Below are 17,771 nucleotides of genomic sequence, written 5' to 3' on the forward strand. Positions count from 1 at the left end.
ACATATGGCCGGAACGTGTCGATGCCATAAACCTGTCCCCGCCCTGTGTTTAAAAAATCCGTTTTTATCGACATATCCCGAGACAGTGCCAACGAGACCGCCCATCCCTGGGCCGCTTTTCGCCTTACTTCACCTCTGGCAGCAATCCAATAAAGCTCCGCTTCTTCCTTGGCTCCGACATCATCGAATCCAGCGCCTCCACACAAGCCTTATAGTGTGGCGTTTCCTTATGGGCCAGCACCGCGTCGTCGTCCTGATAGGCTTCGTAGATGTAAAACCGCGTCTTTACTTTTGGGTCCTGCAAGACGTCAAAACGCAGGTTGCCGGGTTCGGCGATCGCGCCCTCGTGGTTGGCGCGGAACACCGTTAAAAACTCATCCACCCGGTCCGGTTTGATGTTGATCTCAACCAGCGTCACATTCATGCCTTTCCTCCCTGTGCTTTTTCTTCCTGCCAGAACTGGTACGCTTCGCGTGCCGACATATTCTCGTGTACCACTTTTTTCACCGCTTTAAGCATGGCGAGCGGAGCCTCGGACTGGAAGATGTTGCGCCCCATGTCCACGCCGCTGGCCCCCTGGTCGATGGCCCGCCAGCACATCTCCAGCGCATCCAGTTCCGGCAGCTTTTTGCCGCCCGCAATGACAATCGGCACCGGGCAGCTGGCGGTGACTTTCTCAAAGCCTTGTTCAACGTAATAGGTTTTGACGAACTGCGCGCCAATCTCGGCGGCGATGCGGCTGGCCAGCGAGAAGTAGCGGGCGTCGCGCGCCATCTCTTTCCCCACGCCGGTGACCGCCAGCGTGGGGATTCCGTAGCGGGTGCCTTCATCCACCAGTTTGATGATGTTATTGATCGACTGGTGCTCGTACTCGGAGCCGATATAAATCTGCGCCGCCACCGCACAGGCGTTGAGCCGCAGGGCGTCTTCCATCGCCACCGCCACGCACTCGTTCGACAGTTCCGCCAGAATCGAGTTGCCGCCGGACGCGCGCAGCACCACCGGCTTATTGGTGGCGGGCGGCACCTGGCTGCGCAGAATGCCGCGGGTACACATCAGCACGTCGGTTTCCTGATACAGCGGTGCGATGGACAGATCGATACGCTCCAGCCCGGTGGTCGGGCCCTGGAAATAGCCGTGGTCGAACGCCAGCATCACCGTACGGTTAGTGGCCGGGTTGAAAATCCGCGCCAGACGCGACTGCATCCCCCAGTCCAGCGCGCCGCAGCCTTTCAGCGCAAACAGCGTGTTCTTCTGGGGCTGCCCAATACCAAAATCTTTGCCGTCCTTGATGTCGTCTAAATCAGCCATTGTCTCCCCCATCAGAAATCGTATTTGTTGATGTTGTCTTTGGTGAACACCACGCGCTCCGGCAGCAGCACGATGCCGTTGCCTTTGGCTTCGTAGTCGTAACCCTGCACTTTGTTCGGCTCCACTTTCAGGGTGCCGATGTCTTTCACTTCGACGCTGTCGCCGACGTTAAGATCGCCTTTCTTCAGCAGGGTATCCGCCACGTTGACGGCGATTTTGCCCTGTTGCACCACGTCCCACAGGCCGAAGGCTTTCACCGTGCCGCGCTCCACGTACGGGCGCATCACGTTCGGCGTGCTGAACCCGACAATCGCCACCCCGGTACGCTTAAGGTTTTCCGCCGCCTGGGCCGCCGCCGGCAGCGCGTTGGCGTCCGGCGCGATGATCGCGTCCAGATCCGGGTAAGCCTTTAAGATGCCCTCGGCGGTTTGCAGAGACTTGGTGGCGTCGTTATAGCCAAACTGGGTGGTGACGATCTGCCACTGCGGATGATCTTTGGCGATCTTCGCTTTGGCCTCTTTCACCCACTGGTTCTGGTCGGTCACGGTGGGGCTGGAGTAGAAAAACGCCACTTTGGCGTCGGGTTTGGTGACCTGCTTCGACGCCATTTCCACCAGCATCCCGCCCAACTGCTCCGGGGTGCCCTGGTTGATGTAGATGCTGCGGCATTCCGGCCTGGTGTCCGAGTCCCAGGTCAGCACTTTTACGCCGCGCTGCATGGCGCGTTTCAGGGCAGGGCACAAGCCGTCCGGGGAGACCGCCGACACGATGATCGCGTTATACCCCTGGTTAACGAAGTTGTTGATCAACTGCACCTGGCCCGACACGCTCGGCTCCGTCGGCCCGTCATAGGTGACGTCCGCGCCAAGCTGCTTGCCCGCTTCTTTCGCCCCGTTGCCGCCGCTGGTAAAGAACCCGACGCCCACCAGCTTGGGAATAAAGGCGATGCGATCAGCCGCCTGGGCAGTCACGACGCTCAAGGCCAGTGCCAGAGCACTGCATTGCAGCACACGTTTTGCTGTATTCATCTTAAGCTCCTGATTGTTTTATGGCACCGCGGCGAATCTGAACGCGGCGCCATGCCGCACGCAGGGTTTCGCGATGCAAACTCACCGAACGACCAATCACCACCACAATCAACAACGCACCGGACAACGCGCTCGATACCTGATTGGGTATCCCGACCATCTGTAACCCCTGCTGCAAATACCCCACCAGCAACGCCGCCAGTGCCGTACCCACCACAGAACCTGAACCACCGTAAATATTGGCGCCGCCGAGCACCGCCGCCGTCAGCGCGGGCATCAGCAAATCGCGCCCCAAATCCGAACGGGCCGAACCGAAGTAAGAAACCAGAATCACCGCCGCGATGGCCGACGCCAGCCCCACCAGCCCGTAAACGCCGTACAGCATGCCGTTGACCGGCAGCGCCGCGTAGCGGGCGGCGCGGGCGTTTTGCCCGAGCAGAAACAGGTGGCGGCCAAAGCGCGCCCGGTGCGCCAGTACCCAGAAAAACAGCGTGATGACTAAGAACATCACCAGCGGCACCGGCAGGCCGAGCAGCGTGGCGTTGGCGAAAGCGGTGAAGCTGTCCGGGAAGCCGCCGATGCCTTCATAGCCCGTCGCGCCCGCCATGCCGGAAAGCAGCAGCGCGCCGCCGCCGTAGAGGTAAAGCGTGCCCAGGGTGATCACCAGCGGGCTGATGCCGGTGTAGTGGATTAATGCCGCGTTAAGGAAGCCGCAGGCCAGACCGAGTGCCAGGGTTAATCCAATCGCCACACCCATCGGTACGCCGGACTGCATCAGCACGCCCAGCGCGATGGCGCACAGCCCGATGGTCGAGCCGAGGGAAATATCGATCCCGCCGCTGATGATCACCAGCGTCAGCGGCAAGGCCACAATGCCGATGCAGATAAAATCGCTGGTGCTGAACAGCAGCATATTGATATCGAGCATGCGCGGGTTCAGCGCACCGAACAGCAGGATTTCCAGTACCAGCAACGCCAGCAGCGCCAGTTCCCAGTTCACTTTCATTTACGCCACCTCTTTTTTGTTTTTGCGACCGGGAAACGGCGCGACGTTTTTCCGCCCCGACGCCCCCGGCACAAAGCGGCTGTATTTCAGCGCGCGCTGGTGGCGGGTCAGCGCCTGGCGCAGCCGTCCGTCGAGCACCAGCACGCCCAGCAGCACCAGCCCGGCGATAAAGTCGTTCCACCAGGCGGGCAGTTTGAACAGCACCAGCACGGTGTCGATTTGGGTTAAAAAGAACGCGCCGAGGAACGCGCCGATCAGCGTGCCGGTGCCGCCGAGCAGGGAGATGCCGCCCAGCACGCAGGCGGCGATGGCTTTCATCTCCAGCCCGCTGCCGGTCTGATTGGGCACAAAGCCGATTTGCGAGGCGAACAGAATGCCGCCGAGCGCCGCCAGCAGGCCGTTAAAGGTAAAGGCCAGCAGCCGGGTGCGATCCACCGCCACGCCCAGCTTGCGCGCGGCGGCGAGGTTATCGCCCACCGCGTAGAAGTCGCGGCCAAAGGCGGTGCGCGCCAGGATCACGCTGCCTGACGCCACCAGCGCCAGCACCGCGAAGCCGAACGGGGAGACGCCGATAAACACCGGTTCCGACAGCGCTTTCAGGCTTTGCGGCAGCCCTTCAATCCATTTCCCGTCGGTCCACAACAGCATTGCGCCACGGTACAGCCCCAGCGTACCGAGGGTGGCGACAATCGCCGGGATGCGCAGCCACACCACCAGCACGCCGTTGAAAAACCCGCACAGCGCGCCGATGGCAAACGCGAAGCCCATCGCCAGCGGCAGGCTGTAGCCCTGGTTCAGCGCCACGCCGACGGCAATGGCGCACAGCCCAACCGTCGACCCTACCGACACATCGATATTGCGCGTCAGCATCACCATCGCCGCCCCCATCGCCAGCAAAATCAAAATCTGCGAACTGGAGAAAATCATCGCCAGCGTCTGGGCGCTGAAATAGCTGTGGTTAAGGCCCACCAGCACGCCGAACAGCGCCACAATGGCCAGAAACGCGGTCAGTTCACGGTTACGCAGCAGCATCTTCACGGACGTTGTCCTCCAAAGGCCAGTTTCATCATCCGGTCAGGCGAAATGGCGTCACGCGCCAGTTCCCCGCTGAGTTCCCCCTGGTGCATCACCAGCACCCGGTCCGCCAGCCCCGGGAATTCGTCCACATCAGAGGAGATCATCAGCACCGCCACGTTTTGCGCCGCCACGCTTTTGATCAGCTGATAGATGTCGGCGCGGGCGGAGACGTCCACGCCGCGGGTCGGTTCATCAATAATCAGCAGCAGCGGATTGGCTTCAAGGCAGCGCGCCAGCAGCACTTTCTGCTGATTGCCGCCGGAGAGGGTGCGCACAATTTGATTCGGATGGTTAAGTTTGATACCCAGCGCCCGGTGGTAGCGCTCGACCACCGCGTCTTCACGCGTCGGCTGCTGCCACAGCGAGGGCTCGTTGAGCGCCACGGTGTTCCAGCGGATGGGGGCATCGAGAAACAGCCCGGAGACCTGGCGATCTTCCGGTAAATAGACTAGCCCGCGATTGAGGCGCTCGCGGATCGGCATAGGGGTGATGTCATGATTTTCCAGCCAGACGCGCCCGCCGCGCACCGGACGCAGGCCGTATAAGGTCTCCGCCAGTTCGGTGCGTCCGGAACCCACCAGCCCCGCCAGCCCGACAATCTCCCCGGCGCGCACGTCAAAACTGAGGTCGAGAAAACCCTCGCCGGTCAGTTCATCCACCCGCAGCACCGGGAAGTCCTGCGGCTGGGTGCGCCGGTTGCCCGGCAGCGCCAGCCACAGCTTTTGGGTGTCGCTCAGGCTGCGCGCCCGGCTCACCGGGGTCATGGCGTGGATCAGTTCGCTGTCGGTGAGTTGCGCGGTTTCGCCGCTCAGCACCACCGCGCCGTCGCGCATTACCGAGACATGGCTGGCGATGGCGCGAATTTCCGGCAGCTTATGGGAGATAAAAATGATCCCTACGCCTGCGGATTGCAGCGCGCGGATCTGACGAAATAACCGATCGGTTTCCCCTGGTGTCAGCGACGCGGTCGGTTCATCAAGAATTAAAATTTTGGCGTTGCGCATCAGGCCGCGCAGGATCTCCACCATCTGCTGATCCGCCACTTCCAGCGTACTGGCGGAGGCCTGCAAATTGAGATGGCAATCGAGCTGGGCCAGCTTTTCTGACAGCTGCCGGGTAAGCTTTTTATCGTTCGGCAGGCGGAACAGAATGTTTTCCTGCACGGTGAGGTTGGGGAACAGCATCGGCTCCTGCGGCACCAGATAGATCCCCAGACCGTGCGCCTGCTGCGGGGAAAGCCGGGTAAACGGCTTTCCTTCAATCTGAATCGCGCCGCTGTCGGCGGTTTCTACGCCCGCGACGATTTTCATCAGCGTTGACTTGCCCGCGCCGTTACCGCCCATCAGGGCATGCACCTGCCCGGAAAGCAGCGTGAAATCAATCGACTTCAGTACGCTCACCCCGGAGAACTGTTTCGAGATCGCCTGCACATTCAGTAACGGGTCTGGATTCGTCATCGCCACTCCGAAAAATGAACAAATGATTTTTTAAATCTACAATGTTCAAAAAGCGTAGACGGTGAACTATATTTACAACCGTGCAGGGATCACATTTTCAGGCATAATCTGGTCGCACAGCTAAACGGAATAAAAAATGATCTTTTTGCCAGGCATCTCACAGTTTCAGACCAGGCAGGATCGAACACATGATCTAAATTTCAATAAGAGTTCAGCTTATGAGCGAAAAACGAAGCGATGAGGGACGGTATGCCAGTATCGCAATGGCCGAAGAAGAGCTACTGGCACGAGTGGCGTGGTGCTACTACCACGACGGGCTGACCCAGAACGATATCGGCGAACGGCTGGGATTGCCGCGACTGAAGATTTCGCGCCTGTTAGAGAAAGGCCGCCAGTCGGGGGTGATCCGGGTGCAAATCAACTCGCGGTACGAAGGCTGCCTGGCGCTGGAAACCGCGCTGGCCGAGCGTTTCGGGCTACGGCTGGCGCGGGTGTTGCCTGCGCTGAACACGCCGCCGATGAACACGCGACTGGGGATTGGCGCGGCGCAGTCGCTGATGGGCGTGCTGGAGCCGGGGCAACTGCTGGCGGTGGGGTTCGGCGAAGCCACCATGAGCTGTTTGCAACATTTAAGCGGGTTTATCAGTTCCCAGCAGATCCGGCTGGTGACGCTGTCGGGCGGGGTGGGGCCGTATATGACCGGCATCGGTCAGCTTGATGCGGCCTGTAGCGTCAGCATTATTCCCGCGCCGCTGCGGGTGTCGTCGCCGGAAGTGGCGGAGATTTTAAAGCGCGAATCCAGCGTGCGCGATGTGCTGCTGGCCGCCAGCGCCGCCGACGTGGCGGTGGTGGGCATCGGGTCGGTGAGCCAGAAACGCGATGCGACGATCCTGCGCTCTGGTTATATCAGCGAAGGCGAGCAGTTGATGTACGCCCGTAAAGGCGCGGTAGGCGACATTCTCGGTTATTTCCTGCAGGCCGACGGCGAACAGGTGGATGATTTGCCGATCCACCGCGAGCTGCTGGGCATCTCCCTGAATGAGCTGGCCCAGTTGCCCACTATCGTGGGCGTGGCGGGCGGAGAGGAGAAAGCCGACGCCATTTATGCCGCCCTGTGCGGCCGCCGTATCAACGGCCTGGTAACAGAAGAAGCGACAGCGCGCGCGGTGCTGGCTCTGGCGGGATAATCCGGGGCCTGCTTCGCGAAACCTAACAGAGCGAGGCAAGCCGATGAGTTACCTTTTAGCGTTAGACGCCGGAACTGGCAGTGTCCGTGCCGTTATCTTTGATTTAGCAGGACGCCAGATTGCCGCAGGCCAGGCGGAGTGGACCCACCAGAGCGTGGCGGATATCCCCGGCTCGATGGAGTTCGATCTCAGCACCAACTGGCAGTTAACCTGCCGCTGCATTAAGGAAGCGCTGGCGAAAGCGGGCTTAGCCGCCAGCGATATCGCCAGCGTCGCCTGCTGCTCGATGCGCGAAGGGATCGTGCTGTACGATCGCAACGGCGAGCCGATTTGGGCCTGCGCCAACGTCGACGCCCGCGCCAGCCATGAAGTGTCTGAACTGAAAGAAATCCATGATTATCAGTTTGAATCCGAGGTGTACCACGTTTCCGGCCAGACCCTGGCGCTGAGCGCCATGCCGCGCCTGCTGTGGCTGGCGCATCATCGTCCGGATATTTATCGTCAGGCGGCGACCATCACCATGATCAGCGACTGGCTGGCGGCGAAGCTGTCCGGCGAGCTGGCGGTAGATCCGTCCAACGCGGGCACTACCGGGATGCTGGATTTGAACACCCGCGACTGGCGGCCTGCGCTGCTGGATATGGCCGGGTTGCGCGCCGATATTCTCTCGCCGGTAAAAGAGACCGGTACGGTGCTGGGCGCGGTGACTGCTGACGCGGCGGCACAGTCCGGGTTACGTGAAGGCACGCCGGTCGTGATGGGCGGCGGCGATGTGCAACTGGGCTGTCTCGGGCTTGGCGTGGTGCGCGCCGGGCAAACCGCGGTACTGGGCGGCACGTTCTGGCAACAGGTCGTGAATCTCCCGGCAGTGCGTACCGATCCGCAAATGAACATTCGTGTTAATCCGCACGTTATCCCCGGCATGGTGCAGGCGGAGTCGATCAGCTTTTTCACCGGTCTGACGATGCGCTGGTTCCGCGACGCGTTCTGCGCCGAAGAGAAACTGATCGCCGAGCGGCTCGGCACCGATACCTATGCGCTGCTGGAGCAGATGGCAAGCCAGGTTCCGGCGGGCTCTCACGGCGTCATGCCGATTTTCTCTGACGCGATGCACTTTAATAAGTGGTATCACGCCGCCCCGTCGTTTATTAACCTCTCTATCGATGCCGATAAATGCAATAAGGCCACGCTATTCAGGGCGCTGGAGGAGAACGCCGCGATTGTCTCGGCCTGCAATCTGGCGCAGATTTCCCGTTTTTCCGGGGTAACATTCGACGGGCTGGTGTTTGCGGGCGGCGGCTCGAAAGGCGCGCTGTGGAGCCAGATTTTAAGCGACGTGACCGGGCTGCCGGTGCGCGTCCCGGAAGTCAAAGAGGCGACCGCGCTGGGCTGCGCCATCGCAGCGGGCGCAGGGGTAGGGCTGTATTCAGATATGGCCAGCGCCGGGGAAAAACTGGTGAGCTGGCAACGGGAGTTCACCCCAAATCCTGCGCACCGCGAACTGTATGACGAGATGATGCAGAAATGGCAGGCGGTGTATGCGGACCAACTGGGGCTGGTAGACAGCGGGCTGACGACATCGCTGTGGCGCGCGCCAGGGCTGGAGAGAAGGCAGGCGTCGGCATCGTAATACCCGGGAATGGCACGCCCGTGTGGCGGGCGTGCCTCAGCGGTTTAAAACGCAATCACCACTTTTCCGCGCATATGCCCGGCCAGCACTTTCTCGTGCGCTTCGCGAACGCTATCCACGCTCAGGCCATGCAGCGTCTCGCTAAGGGCGCTTTCCACCACGCCGTCATCCACCAGGTTAGCCACGTGATCGAGGATCTCGCCCTGACGCGCCATATCGGCGGTTTGATACATGCTGCGGGTGTACATAAATTCCCAGTGCAGGGCGGCGGATTTTGATTTCAACGCGTCCTGGCTCAGCGGCTGGGTGTTTTCCACGATGGTACAGATGTGGCCCTGCGGCGCAATCAGCCGGGTGACGGCAGGCCAGTGGCCGTCGGTATCGTTCAGGATAAAGATGTAATCAACGAATTTGATTTCGTGCTTCGCCAGTTCGCCCGGCAGATCTTTATAACTCACGACCAGATCCGCGCCGCGATCCCGGCACCACTGTGCGGAATCTTCCCGCGAGGCGGTGGCGATGACTTTTACTTTGCTGTTGTGCTTCGCGAACGGGATGGCGAGCGAACCCACCCCGCCTGCGCCGCCAATAATCAGCAGCGTTTTATCTTCGCCTGCATCCTGAATGTTCAGACGCTCGAACAATCCTTCCCAGGCCGTCAGTGCCGTTAACGGAATAGCCGCCGCCGCTGCCCAGTCGAGGCTTTTCGGCTTATGGCCGACGATGCGCGCATCGATCAACTGATGCGTGGTGTTGCTGCCCGGACGGGTGATATCCCCTGCGTAATAGACTTCGTCACCTGCTTTAAAGCCGGTCACTTTACTGCCGACGGCTTTCACAATCCCGCTGGCGTCCCAGCCTAAAATGCGCGGCTCCTGTAAGCCTTTCTTCTGGATGCCCTGATGAACTTTGGTATCGACCGGGTTAATCGACACGGCTTTGACCTCAACCAGTAAGTCATCGTCGCCCGGCTGCGGCATTTCAGACTGGATTTCAATAAAGATGGCAGGATCCTGGGGGTTAACGGCAATGGCTTTCACTGACATGGTGTGCTCCGCGTATCGGGTTTGAAAGGTGATGATGTGGAACAGTCTAGGCGACGGGTAAAAGGATGATAAGATGGACAATCACTAACGCTGTGTTCATGTGGGATGAACAATCATGTTTAAGCATCTTCAGGATATGGCGCTGTTTGCGCTGGTGGCGGAGCGGGGGAGTTTTACCGCAGCGGCGCAGGAAGCTGGGCTACCCAAATCCAGCGTCAGCCAGCGCATCAGCCAGCTGGAACAGCAGGTGGGGCTGCGGTTGCTTAATCGCACCACCCGTAAAATCAACCTGACGTTTGCCGGTGAACGCTACCTGGTTCATTGCAGGGAAATGCTCGATGCCTCGGAACGCGCCGAATTCGCGCTGCAACGGCTGCGCGATAACCCCAGTGGCCGGTTACGTATCACCTGTCCGGCAGGCATTGGCGCGACGCTGCTGGCACGAATGAATACCCAGTTCCAGCGCCGTTATCCTGACGTGGTGCTGGAAGTGTCTATTTCTGATGAGGTGGTGGATTTGGTCGACGCGGGGTATGACGTGGCGCTGCGTACCGGTAAACCGCAGGATTCTTCGTTGATTGGCAGGATGATTGGGCACAGTCCACGTACTCTGGTTGCCTCGCCGGGGTATCTGCTTAACTATCCCACCCTCGAACACCCCAGCCAGCTGGCGGAGCATCATTGCATTGTGCATCGCGCCTGGAGCGAGTGGATCTTGCAGAAAGGGGAGGCGTATCATCGTTGCGACCTGCCGCGCCTGCATACGACGGACAATTTGCTCTATGCGCGTGAATGCGCCCGGCAAGGGGCAGGTATTACCTTATTACCCTCCTTTCTGGTGGAAGCGGCGTTGGCAAGCGGCAAGTTATCCCGCGTTCTGGGGGACTGGAAGCCTGAAGGGAATGACCTCTATCTGGTTTACCCAAGCCGCAAGCTGAACTCGCCCGCGCTGGCTTGTTATATCGCGTTCGCGACGCAGTATTCAGAAATAAAGGATTCGTATACCGATAGCCATCAGCGGCAACAATAAAAACGGCCCTCAGAGAGGGCCGCTGGCGTTATTTAGCGATACGTTTGTACTTAATCCGCTTCGGCTCCAGCGCGTCGGCGCCAAGGGTGCGTTTCTTGTACTCTTCGTATTCGGTAAAGTTACCTTCGAAGAATTCCACTTTACCTTCATCCTGGTAATCCAGAATATGGGTCGCGATACGGTCAAGGAACCAACGGTCGTGCGAGATAACCATGGCACAGCCCGGGAATTCCAGCAGGGCGTTTTCCAGCGCGCGCAGGGTTTCGATATCCAGATCGTTGGTCGGTTCATCGAGCAGCAGCACGTTGCCGCCTACCTGCAACAGCTTCGCCAGGTGCAGACGACCGCGCTCACCGCCGGACAATTCGCCCACGCGTTTGCCCTGGTCGACGCCTTTGAAGTTAAAGCGGCCCACGTAGGCGCGGCTGGGCATTTCGGTGTTGCCGATACGCATAATGTCCAGCCCGCCGGACACTTCTTCCCACACGGTTTTGCTGTTATCCATGCTGTCGCGGAACTGATCCACAGACGCCAGCTTCACGGTTTCACCCAGAGTGATGGTGCCGCTGTCCGGCTGTTCCTGGCCTGACATCATGCGGAACAGGGTGGATTTACCCGCGCCGTTCGGCCCGATGATGCCGACAATCGCGCCTTTCGGCACCGAGAAAGTCAGGTCGTCGATCAGTACGCGATCGCCGTAGGATTTACGCAGATTAGTGACTTCAACCACTTTATCCCCCAGACGCGCGCCCGGTGGGATAAACAGTTCGTTGGTCTCGTTACGTTTTTGGTATTCGGTGTTGTTCAGCTCTTCAAAACGCGCCAGACGGGCTTTGCCCTTGGACTGACGGCCTTTCGCGCCCTGGCGCACCCATTCCAGCTCTTTCTCAATAGACTTGCGGCGTGCCGCTTCCTGAGAGGCTTCCTGCGCCAGACGCTGATCTTTCTGCTCCAGCCAGGAGGAGTAGTTGCCTTCCCACGGAATGCCTTCGCCACGGTCCAGCTCCAGGATCCAACCGGCAACGTTATCGAGGAAGTAACGGTCGTGGGTGATTGCCACCACGGTGCCCTCGAAGTCGTGCAGGAAGCGCTCGAGCCACGCCACGGATTCGGCATCCAGGTGGTTAGTGGGTTCGTCGAGCAGCAGCATGTCTGGTTTTTCCAGCAGCAGGCGGCACAGCGCGACGCGGCGGCGTTCACCACCGGACAGGTTGCCGATTTTGGCATCCCAGTCCGGCAGGCGCAGCGCATCGGCGGCGCGCTCCAGCTGGATGTTCAGGTTGTGGCCGTCGTGGGCCTGGATGATCTCTTCAAACTTGCCCTGTTGTGCGGCCAGTTTATCGAAGTCGGCGTCCGGCTCCGCGTATTTGGCATACACTTCGTCGAGGCCTTTCAGCGCGTTAACCACTTCGGAAACCGCTTCTTCCACGGATTCACGCACGGTGTGTTCAGTGTTGAGCTGCGGCTCCTGTGGCAGATAGCCGATTTTGATGCCAGGCTGCGGACGCGCTTCGCCTTCGATATCGGTATCAATGCCCGCCATGATACGCAGCAGGGTGGATTTACCGGCGCCGTTCAGGCCCAGCACCCCGATTTTCGCCCCGGGGAAAAAGCTCAGAGAGATGTTTTTAAGAATATGGCGTTTCGGCGGAACCACTTTGCCGACACGATGCATGGTATAAACGAATTGAGCCACGTTGCGACTTCGCCTCTTTATATTCATTGGTGATGTGATTAGTGGCGAAGTGTAGCCTTTTTCCCGGGGTAATCCCAGCCTCGCGGGCGCGGAGTGTTAGCTCGCCCGCAGCCCGCTTTAAAGTAAAAAAGTGTCCGCGACGTGGCGCAACCGCAAACCCCTGGTTAGCATAAAGTATCGTATTACAGCGGCATGATGCCGCAGCCGTTAATCCATCATGAGGGATGTCGTGTGATGAAAGCTAAACAGACCGCCTGGCGAGTGCTGACTGCGGGCGTGTGTCTGATGACCATCAGCCATGCCGTATGGGCTGATTCGCTGGAAGAGCAGCGCAGCCGCTACGCGCAGGTAAAGCAGGCCTGGGATAATCGCCAGATGGATACCGTGGCGCAATTGATGCCCACCCTGACCGAATATCCGCTCTATCCTTATTTGCAGTACCGCCAGTTAACTGACGATCTCATGAATCAACCGGCGTTAGCTGTCACGCAGTTTGTGCGCGCCAACCCGACGCTGCCGCCCGCCCGAACCCTGACCAACCGGTTTGTTAATGAACTGGCGCGGCGTGAGGACTGGCGCGGGCTACTGGCGTTCAGCCCGCAACCGCCTTCCGCCACGGAAGCGAAATGCAACTACTACTACGCAAAGTGGAATACCGGCGATACCGTTACCGCGTACAGCGGAGCGAAAGACATTTGGCTGACCGGGAAGAATTTGCCGTCGGCCTGCGACCGGCTGTTTTCTGCCTGGCGCAGTTCCGGGCAGCAGGATCCGCTCGCGTATCTGGAGCGCATCCGGCTGGCGATGAAAGAGGGCAATACCCGCCTCGTCACGAATCTGGCCTCGCAGATGCCAGCGGATTATCAGACGGTTTCCAGCGCGCTGATCAGCCTGGCGAACGATCCCAACAGCGTACTGACCTTTGCCCGTAGCGTCGGTTCCACCGATTTCACCCGCCAGATGGCGGCGGTGGCTTTTGCCAGCGTGGCGCGCCAGGATGCGGAAAACGCCCGGCTGATGATCCCTTCGCTGGTGCAGGCGCAGCAGCTTAACGATGCCCAGGCGCAGGAACTGCGCGATCTGGTGGCGTGGCGTCTGATGGGGAATGACATCACCAGCGAGCAGGCCCGCTGGCGCGATGATGCGATCATGCGTTCGGAATCCACCTCGCTGATTGAACGGCGGATCCGCATCGCGCTGGGCATCGGCGATCGCGTCGGGCTGAACACCTGGCTGGCGCGGCTGCCGATGGAAGCCAAAGAGAAAGACGAATGGCGCTACTGGCAGGCAGATTTACTGCTGGAACGTGGCCGTACTGAAGAGGCGAATGAAATCCTGCGCTCGCTGATGCAACAACGCGGCTTTTATCCGATGGTGGCGGCTCAGCGTTTAAATGAAGAGTATCCGCTGCGGGTGGATAAAGCCCCGAAAGCCGATTCAGTATTATTCCAGAGCGCAGAGATGGCGCGGGTGCGCGAGCTGATGTACTGGGGGCTGGATAACACCGCGCGCAGCGAATGGGCGAACCTGATCACCAGCCGCCCCAGCCAGGAGCAGGCCGCGCTGGCGCGTTATGCGTTTGACCGCGACTGGTGGGATCTCAGCGTGCAGGCCACCATCGCCGGTAAGCTGTGGGATCATCTCGAAGAGCGCTTCCCGCTGGCCTATGAAAACCTGTTTAAACGCTACGTCAGCGGCAAAGACATCTCGCAAAGCTATGCCATGGCGATTGCCCGCCAGGAGAGCGCCTGGAACCCGAAAGTGCGCTCGCCGGTCGGCGCGTCGGGGCTGATGCAAATCATGCCCGCCACCGCCGCGCATACCGTTCAGAAGTTCGGTATTCCGGGCTACAGCGGCGTGAATCAGCTGCTCGATCCGGAAACCAATATCAATATCGGTACGCAGTATCTGGAATCGGTGTATCAGCAGTTCGGCGATAACCGCATTTTCGCTTCGGCGGCATATAACGCCGGGCCGGGACGGGTACGCACCTGGCTGGGCAACAGCGCGGGCAGAATCGACGCGGTGGCGTTTGTCGAGAGCATCCCGTTCTCAGAAACCCGCGGCTATGTGAAAAACGTACTGGCCTATGACGCCTACTACCGTTATTTCATGGGCGATAAACCGGTCCTGATGACGCAGAATGAGTGGCAACGCCGTTACTGATGATGCGCAATATGTTATGCTGCTGTACTAGTTAAATAGTATGAAGGTAGGGCGGCATAACATGACTCAACAATCACCCTGGTCCGCAGCGCAGGATGAACAGAGCCAACAGGAATGGCTACGCTTTGTGGATCTCCTGAAGCAGTCCTTCGACAATCAGCTTCATCTTCCGCTATTGACGCTGCTCCTGACGCCGGACGAACGGACGGCGCTGGGGACGCGCGTGCGTATTATTGAAGAACTGCTGCGCGGCGAGATGAGCCAGCGCGAACTGAAAAGCGAGCTGGGAGCGGGGATCGCCACGATCACGCGCGGCTCCAACAGCCTGAAGTCCGCCCCGGTGGAGTTGCGCGCCTGGCTTGAAGAGATCCTGCTGAAAACTCAGCGGTAAACGGCGTTGTGAAACGGTGAGAGCGCCAGCACCACCGCCTGATGGTAAACGCTGCTGCGGGTCAGCGCACCGGCGGTAAATACGCCAATCGCCCCCTCTTTACGGCCGATTTCATTAATTCCGGTATACGCCGACATCACCGGGCCAAGCGCCTGACCCGCGCGCACTTTTTCGAGGATCGCGGCGGGAAGGGGCAGCGTGGCGGATCGCGCTTCGCCGCGCTGTTGCGCATTTTCAATAACCACCCAGCTGAAGGTACTGTCGTCATCAATACCGGCTTCAATCGCCACCCAAAAATCGGCATCCGGGCACAGCGCGCGGGCATTGACCACGCGATTGCGTGCGCCTTGCCGCGTTTCATGACTGCCGAATGGCTGTTCCGGCACGCCGCTCTCGACGTCCACCGAGGTGATGTGGCAGGATCCTGATGTAAATATCTCGTTAAATGCCTGCAGAATCGCCTGAATTTTGGCGGGATTGGTGGTAGCGCAGATAACGTGGTACATAATGTTTAACGTCTCGTCTTAATCAATATCGTCGCAGTATAACGGATAAAAAGCATGTTACAGGTATACCTTGTTCGTCACGGTGAAACGCAGTGGAATGCCGAACGTCGCATTCAGGGCCAGTCTGACAGCAAACTCACCGAGAAGGGTGAGCGCCAGGCGTATCAGGTGGGGGAGCGTGTCAAAACGCTGGGCATTACCCACGTGATTGCCAGCGATCTGGGGCGGACGCGCCGCACGGCGGAAATTATCGCCGATGCCTGCGGCTGCGAAGTCACCTACGATCCGCGCCTGCGCGAGCTGGACATGGGGGTGCTGGAACAGCGCCACATCGACGCGTTAACCGAAGAAGAAGAGGGCTGGCGACGTCAGCTGGTTAACGGCACCGCCGATGGCCGTATCCCTGATGGCGAATCGATGCTTGAACTCAGCGAGCGCATGCATGCGGCGTTGAATGCGTGTCTGTCACTGCCGAAAGGCAGCCGTCCGCTACTGGTCAGCCACGGTATGGCGCTGGGTTGCCTGGTGAGCACTATCCTTGGCCTGCCGGCCTGGGCTGAGCGTCGTCTGCGTCTGCGTAACTGCTCGATTTCACGCGTTGATTACCAGGAAAGCGCCTGGCTGGCGTCGGGATGGGTAGTAGAAACGGCGGGCGACGTCTCACATCTGGACGCCCCCGCGATGGATGAGTTACAGCGCTAAGTGCGGCGAACCGGGATCAGGTAATCGCAACGCAACTGGATTGGGCGCTCACCGCGTTTGGCATCTTCAGCGGGGAAGTAGCGCTCAATATCCACGCCGCGGCGGCGCGTCAGCCCGAGCTTCGGCATGACGGTGCCGTACAGTAAAAAGATAAATTCCTGTAGCCCGGTACCCAGCCCTTCATAGGTAAACTGCACATAATCACCGCCTTCCACCGTGACCGGGTGGCAGTCCTGTATATGGCCGTTAATCAGATCCGGCGACAGGGCGGTGGTATACAGCACTTCCTGATCGTCGTCTCTTTCCAGGCTTGGGCGGGATTCATTCAGGCCGTACAGCACCGGCGGAATATCCGGGGAATTCCCCAGAAACGCTTGCCAGAAATGCACGCGCATTTCATGGCGCAGTTCCGCCATCTCTTCCAGTGAACAGACGTAGCTCTGAGTCAGGCCTGTCAGATGCAGGACGGGAAGGGTGACGAATTCATGAACCGGAAGCGGCGTATTATCAAGGCTGAGGGGGGACCGCATCCCTTGCGCGCTCCAGTCAGAAGAACGGCGGTAAAGCGCTGGCGTCACTGAGAACTGCTTCTTGAATGCCCGGGTAAAGGTCTGCTGCGAATCGAAGCGATACTGTAACGCGATATCGAGAATAGGCCGCGAGGTTAAACGCAGGGCGACAGCGGATTTGGATAACCGACGCGCACGGATATAGGCGCCGATAGCATGGCCCGTAACATCTTTGAACATTCTTTGTAGATGCCACTTGGAATAGCCTGCTTTCGTTGCCACATTATCGAGAGACAGGGGTTGATCAAGATGGCCTTCCAGCCAGCTTAACAAATCGCGAATAATCCCGGCCTGATCCATATCTGTTCCTCATCCATAATACACCTGGGTGTTTTCGGTAGCGGATAGTAGCATTCTTTAGTCTTTTAGCGCTGGGTGTTTTGTTTAACAAAATGTGCCAGATTTGGCATTAATATATTCTTAAATTAATAATAACGTGAAATTTAACGATATTTATCACCCTAACACTCTTATCTGGTAAAAATATGAAATATAAAGCATTAACCCTGGCGGCACTGCTGTTAGGCATGAGCGGCGGTTTGCACGCAGAAGAAATTGGCTCAGTGGATACCGTATTTAAGTGGCTCGGCCCGGATCATAAAATCGTGGTGGAAGCTTTTGACGATCCGGATGTGCAAAACGTCACTTGCTATATTAGCCGCGCCAAAACCGGCGGTATTAAAGGCGGCCTGGGCCTGGCGGAAGACACCTCAGATGCGGCGATTTCCTGCCAGCAGGTGGGGCCGATTACCCTGTCAGACAAAATTAAAAGCGGCAAAGCGCAGGGTGAAGTGGTATTCCGAAAACGCACCTCATTGGTGTTCAAAAAACTTCAGGTCGTGCGTTTTTATGATATGAAGCGTAACGCCCTTATTTATCTCACCTACTCCGATAAAGTGGTGGAAGGATCGCCGAAAAATGCCCTTAGCGCCGTGCCGATCATGCCATGGAATAGCCCGCAACAGTAAA

General features: G+C 58.9%; 17 protein-coding genes. 7 read left to right on the forward strand and 10 right to left on the reverse strand.

Features of this window, described 5'->3' with window-relative positions:
• Positions 1-124 precede the first annotated feature (124 nt).
• Genes lsrG through lsrA form a run of 6 tightly spaced genes read right to left on the reverse strand, consistent with a single transcriptional unit; the run spans position 125 to position 5,879 of the window.
• Positions 125-424, reverse strand: coding sequence for a (4S)-4-hydroxy-5-phosphonooxypentane-2,3-dione isomerase (gene lsrG / locus GV764_RS05800; protein WP_125293081.1), 300 nt, complete (start codon positions 422-424; stop codon positions 125-127).
• A complete protein-coding gene (lsrF, locus tag GV764_RS05805) occupies positions 421-1,311 on the reverse strand; it encodes a 3-hydroxy-5-phosphonooxypentane-2,4-dione thiolase (protein ID WP_161659323.1) in 891 nt (296 codons plus the stop codon). Before lsrF ends, lsrG begins: the two co-directional genes overlap by 4 nt.
• Before the next feature lie 11 nt (positions 1,312-1,322).
• Positions 1,323-2,339 (reverse strand): autoinducer 2 ABC transporter substrate-binding protein LsrB, encoded by a 1,017-nt coding sequence (lsrB, locus tag GV764_RS05810; RefSeq protein WP_161659324.1) that lies wholly within the window; start codon positions 2,337-2,339, stop codon positions 1,323-1,325.
• Position 2,340: 1 nt separating this feature from the next.
• Complete coding sequence (gene lsrD, locus GV764_RS05815) at positions 2,341-3,345, reverse strand: autoinducer 2 ABC transporter permease LsrD (RefSeq protein WP_161659325.1); 1,005 nt, start codon at positions 3,343-3,345, stop codon at positions 2,341-2,343.
• Positions 3,346-4,383 (reverse strand): autoinducer 2 ABC transporter permease LsrC, encoded by a 1,038-nt coding sequence (gene lsrC / locus GV764_RS05820; RefSeq protein WP_161659326.1) that lies wholly within the window; start codon positions 4,381-4,383, stop codon positions 3,346-3,348.
• Positions 4,380-5,879 (reverse strand): autoinducer 2 ABC transporter ATP-binding protein LsrA, encoded by a 1,500-nt coding sequence (gene lsrA, locus GV764_RS05825; protein WP_161659327.1) that lies wholly within the window; start codon positions 5,877-5,879, stop codon positions 4,380-4,382. Before lsrA ends, lsrC begins: the two co-directional genes overlap by 4 nt.
• 218 nt (positions 5,880-6,097) lie before the next feature.
• On the opposite strand from lsrA, the gene lsrR reads away from it, so the two are divergent.
• Together lsrR and lsrK are read left to right on the forward strand one after the other, a co-directional pair.
• Positions 6,098-7,066: a transcriptional regulator LsrR gene (gene lsrR / locus GV764_RS05830; protein ID WP_161659328.1), complete on the forward strand. Its 969-nt coding sequence runs from the start codon at positions 6,098-6,100 to the stop codon at positions 7,064-7,066.
• A 43-nt stretch (positions 7,067-7,109) separates the two neighbouring features.
• Complete coding sequence (gene lsrK / locus GV764_RS05835) at positions 7,110-8,696, forward strand: autoinducer-2 kinase (RefSeq protein ID WP_161659329.1); 1,587 nt, start codon at positions 7,110-7,112, stop codon at positions 8,694-8,696.
• A gap of 44 nt (positions 8,697-8,740) precedes the next feature.
• Here the strand turns inward: lsrK and GV764_RS05840 are convergent, their stop codons facing one another.
• On the reverse strand, positions 8,741-9,742 hold the full coding sequence (locus GV764_RS05840) for a zinc-binding alcohol dehydrogenase family protein (protein WP_161659330.1): 1,002 nt from the start codon (positions 9,740-9,742) through the stop codon (positions 8,741-8,743).
• Between the two features lie 115 nt (positions 9,743-9,857).
• Between GV764_RS05840 and GV764_RS05845 the strand changes: the two genes are divergently transcribed.
• The gene (locus tag GV764_RS05845) at positions 9,858-10,772 is read left to right on the forward strand and encodes a LysR family transcriptional regulator (RefSeq protein WP_161659331.1); all 915 of its coding nucleotides are present in this window, start codon (positions 9,858-9,860) and stop codon (positions 10,770-10,772) included.
• Positions 10,773-10,800: 28 nt separating this feature from the next.
• Here the strand turns inward: GV764_RS05845 and ettA are convergent, their stop codons facing one another.
• Entirely contained in the window at positions 10,801-12,468 is a 1,668-nt protein-coding gene (gene ettA / locus GV764_RS05850; RefSeq protein WP_161659332.1) for an energy-dependent translational throttle protein EttA, read from the reverse strand.
• 231 nt (positions 12,469-12,699) lie between these two features.
• Between ettA and sltY the strand changes: the two genes are divergently transcribed.
• Both sltY and trpR read left to right on the forward strand, forming a co-directional pair.
• Positions 12,700-14,634 (forward strand): murein transglycosylase, encoded by a 1,935-nt coding sequence (gene sltY / locus GV764_RS05855; RefSeq protein WP_161659333.1) that lies wholly within the window; start codon positions 12,700-12,702, stop codon positions 14,632-14,634.
• 61 nt (positions 14,635-14,695) lie between these two features.
• On the forward strand, positions 14,696-15,025 hold the full coding sequence (gene trpR / locus GV764_RS05860; RefSeq protein ID WP_125293093.1) for a trp operon repressor: 330 nt from the start codon (positions 14,696-14,698) through the stop codon (positions 15,023-15,025).
• Here trpR and yjjX read toward each other — a convergent pair.
• On the reverse strand, positions 15,016-15,531 hold the full coding sequence (gene yjjX / locus GV764_RS05865) for an inosine/xanthosine triphosphatase (protein WP_161659334.1): 516 nt from the start codon (positions 15,529-15,531) through the stop codon (positions 15,016-15,018). The genes trpR and yjjX overlap by 10 nt on opposite strands.
• Before the next feature lie 54 nt (positions 15,532-15,585).
• Here yjjX and gpmB point away from each other — a divergent pair, with 54 nt between their 5' ends.
• Positions 15,586-16,233, forward strand: coding sequence for a 2,3-diphosphoglycerate-dependent phosphoglycerate mutase GpmB (gene gpmB / locus GV764_RS05870; RefSeq protein WP_161659335.1), 648 nt, complete (start codon positions 15,586-15,588; stop codon positions 16,231-16,233).
• Here gpmB and robA read toward each other — a convergent pair.
• Positions 16,230-17,102 carry an MDR efflux pump AcrAB transcriptional activator RobA gene (robA, locus tag GV764_RS05875; RefSeq protein ID WP_161659336.1) on the reverse strand — a complete coding sequence of 291 codons (873 nt, stop codon included), beginning with the start codon at positions 17,100-17,102 and terminating at the stop codon, positions 16,230-16,232. The genes gpmB and robA overlap by 4 nt on opposite strands.
• A 185-nt stretch (positions 17,103-17,287) precedes the next feature.
• Here robA and creA point away from each other — a divergent pair, with 185 nt between their 5' ends.
• Entirely contained in the window at positions 17,288-17,770 is a 483-nt protein-coding gene (gene creA / locus GV764_RS05880) for a protein CreA (RefSeq protein ID WP_161659337.1), read from the forward strand.
• The last annotated feature ends 1 nt before the right edge of the window (position 17,771 follow it).

The sequence above is a fragment of the Atlantibacter hermannii genome, from assembly GCF_009907385.1.
Lineage (GTDB): Bacteria > Pseudomonadota > Gammaproteobacteria > Enterobacterales > Enterobacteriaceae > Atlantibacter > Atlantibacter hermannii_A.

What these genes read in the sequence shown, in the direction of transcription:
- lsrG (WP_125293081.1), bottom strand. Translation starts at nt 424, where the DNA reads ATGAATGTGACGCTGGTTGAGATCAACATCAAACCGGACCGGGTGGAT.
- lsrF (WP_161659323.1), bottom strand. Translation starts at nt 1,311, where the DNA reads ATGGCTGATTTAGACGACATCAAGGACGGCAAAGATTTTGGTATTGGG.
- lsrB (WP_161659324.1), bottom strand. Translation starts at nt 2,339, where the DNA reads ATGAATACAGCAAAACGTGTGCTGCAATGCAGTGCTCTGGCACTGGCC.
- lsrD (WP_161659325.1), bottom strand. Translation starts at nt 3,345, where the DNA reads ATGAAAGTGAACTGGGAACTGGCGCTGCTGGCGTTGCTGGTACTGGAA.
- lsrA (WP_161659327.1), bottom strand. Translation starts at nt 5,879, where the DNA reads ATGACGAATCCAGACCCGTTACTGAATGTGCAGGCGATCTCGAAACAG.
- lsrR (WP_161659328.1), top strand. Translation starts at nt 6,098, where the DNA reads ATGAGCGAAAAACGAAGCGATGAGGGACGGTATGCCAGTATCGCAATG.
- lsrK (WP_161659329.1), top strand. Translation starts at nt 7,110, where the DNA reads ATGAGTTACCTTTTAGCGTTAGACGCCGGAACTGGCAGTGTCCGTGCC.
- GV764_RS05840 (WP_161659330.1), bottom strand. Translation starts at nt 9,742, where the DNA reads ATGTCAGTGAAAGCCATTGCCGTTAACCCCCAGGATCCTGCCATCTTT.
- GV764_RS05845 (WP_161659331.1), top strand. Translation starts at nt 9,858, where the DNA reads ATGTTTAAGCATCTTCAGGATATGGCGCTGTTTGCGCTGGTGGCGGAG.
- trpR (WP_125293093.1), top strand. Translation starts at nt 14,696, where the DNA reads ATGACTCAACAATCACCCTGGTCCGCAGCGCAGGATGAACAGAGCCAA.
- yjjX (WP_161659334.1), bottom strand. Translation starts at nt 15,531, where the DNA reads ATGTACCACGTTATCTGCGCTACCACCAATCCCGCCAAAATTCAGGCG.
- gpmB (WP_161659335.1), top strand. Translation starts at nt 15,586, where the DNA reads ATGTTACAGGTATACCTTGTTCGTCACGGTGAAACGCAGTGGAATGCC.
- robA (WP_161659336.1), bottom strand. Translation starts at nt 17,102, where the DNA reads ATGGATCAGGCCGGGATTATTCGCGATTTGTTAAGCTGGCTGGAAGGC.
- creA (WP_161659337.1), top strand. Translation starts at nt 17,288, where the DNA reads ATGAAATATAAAGCATTAACCCTGGCGGCACTGCTGTTAGGCATGAGC.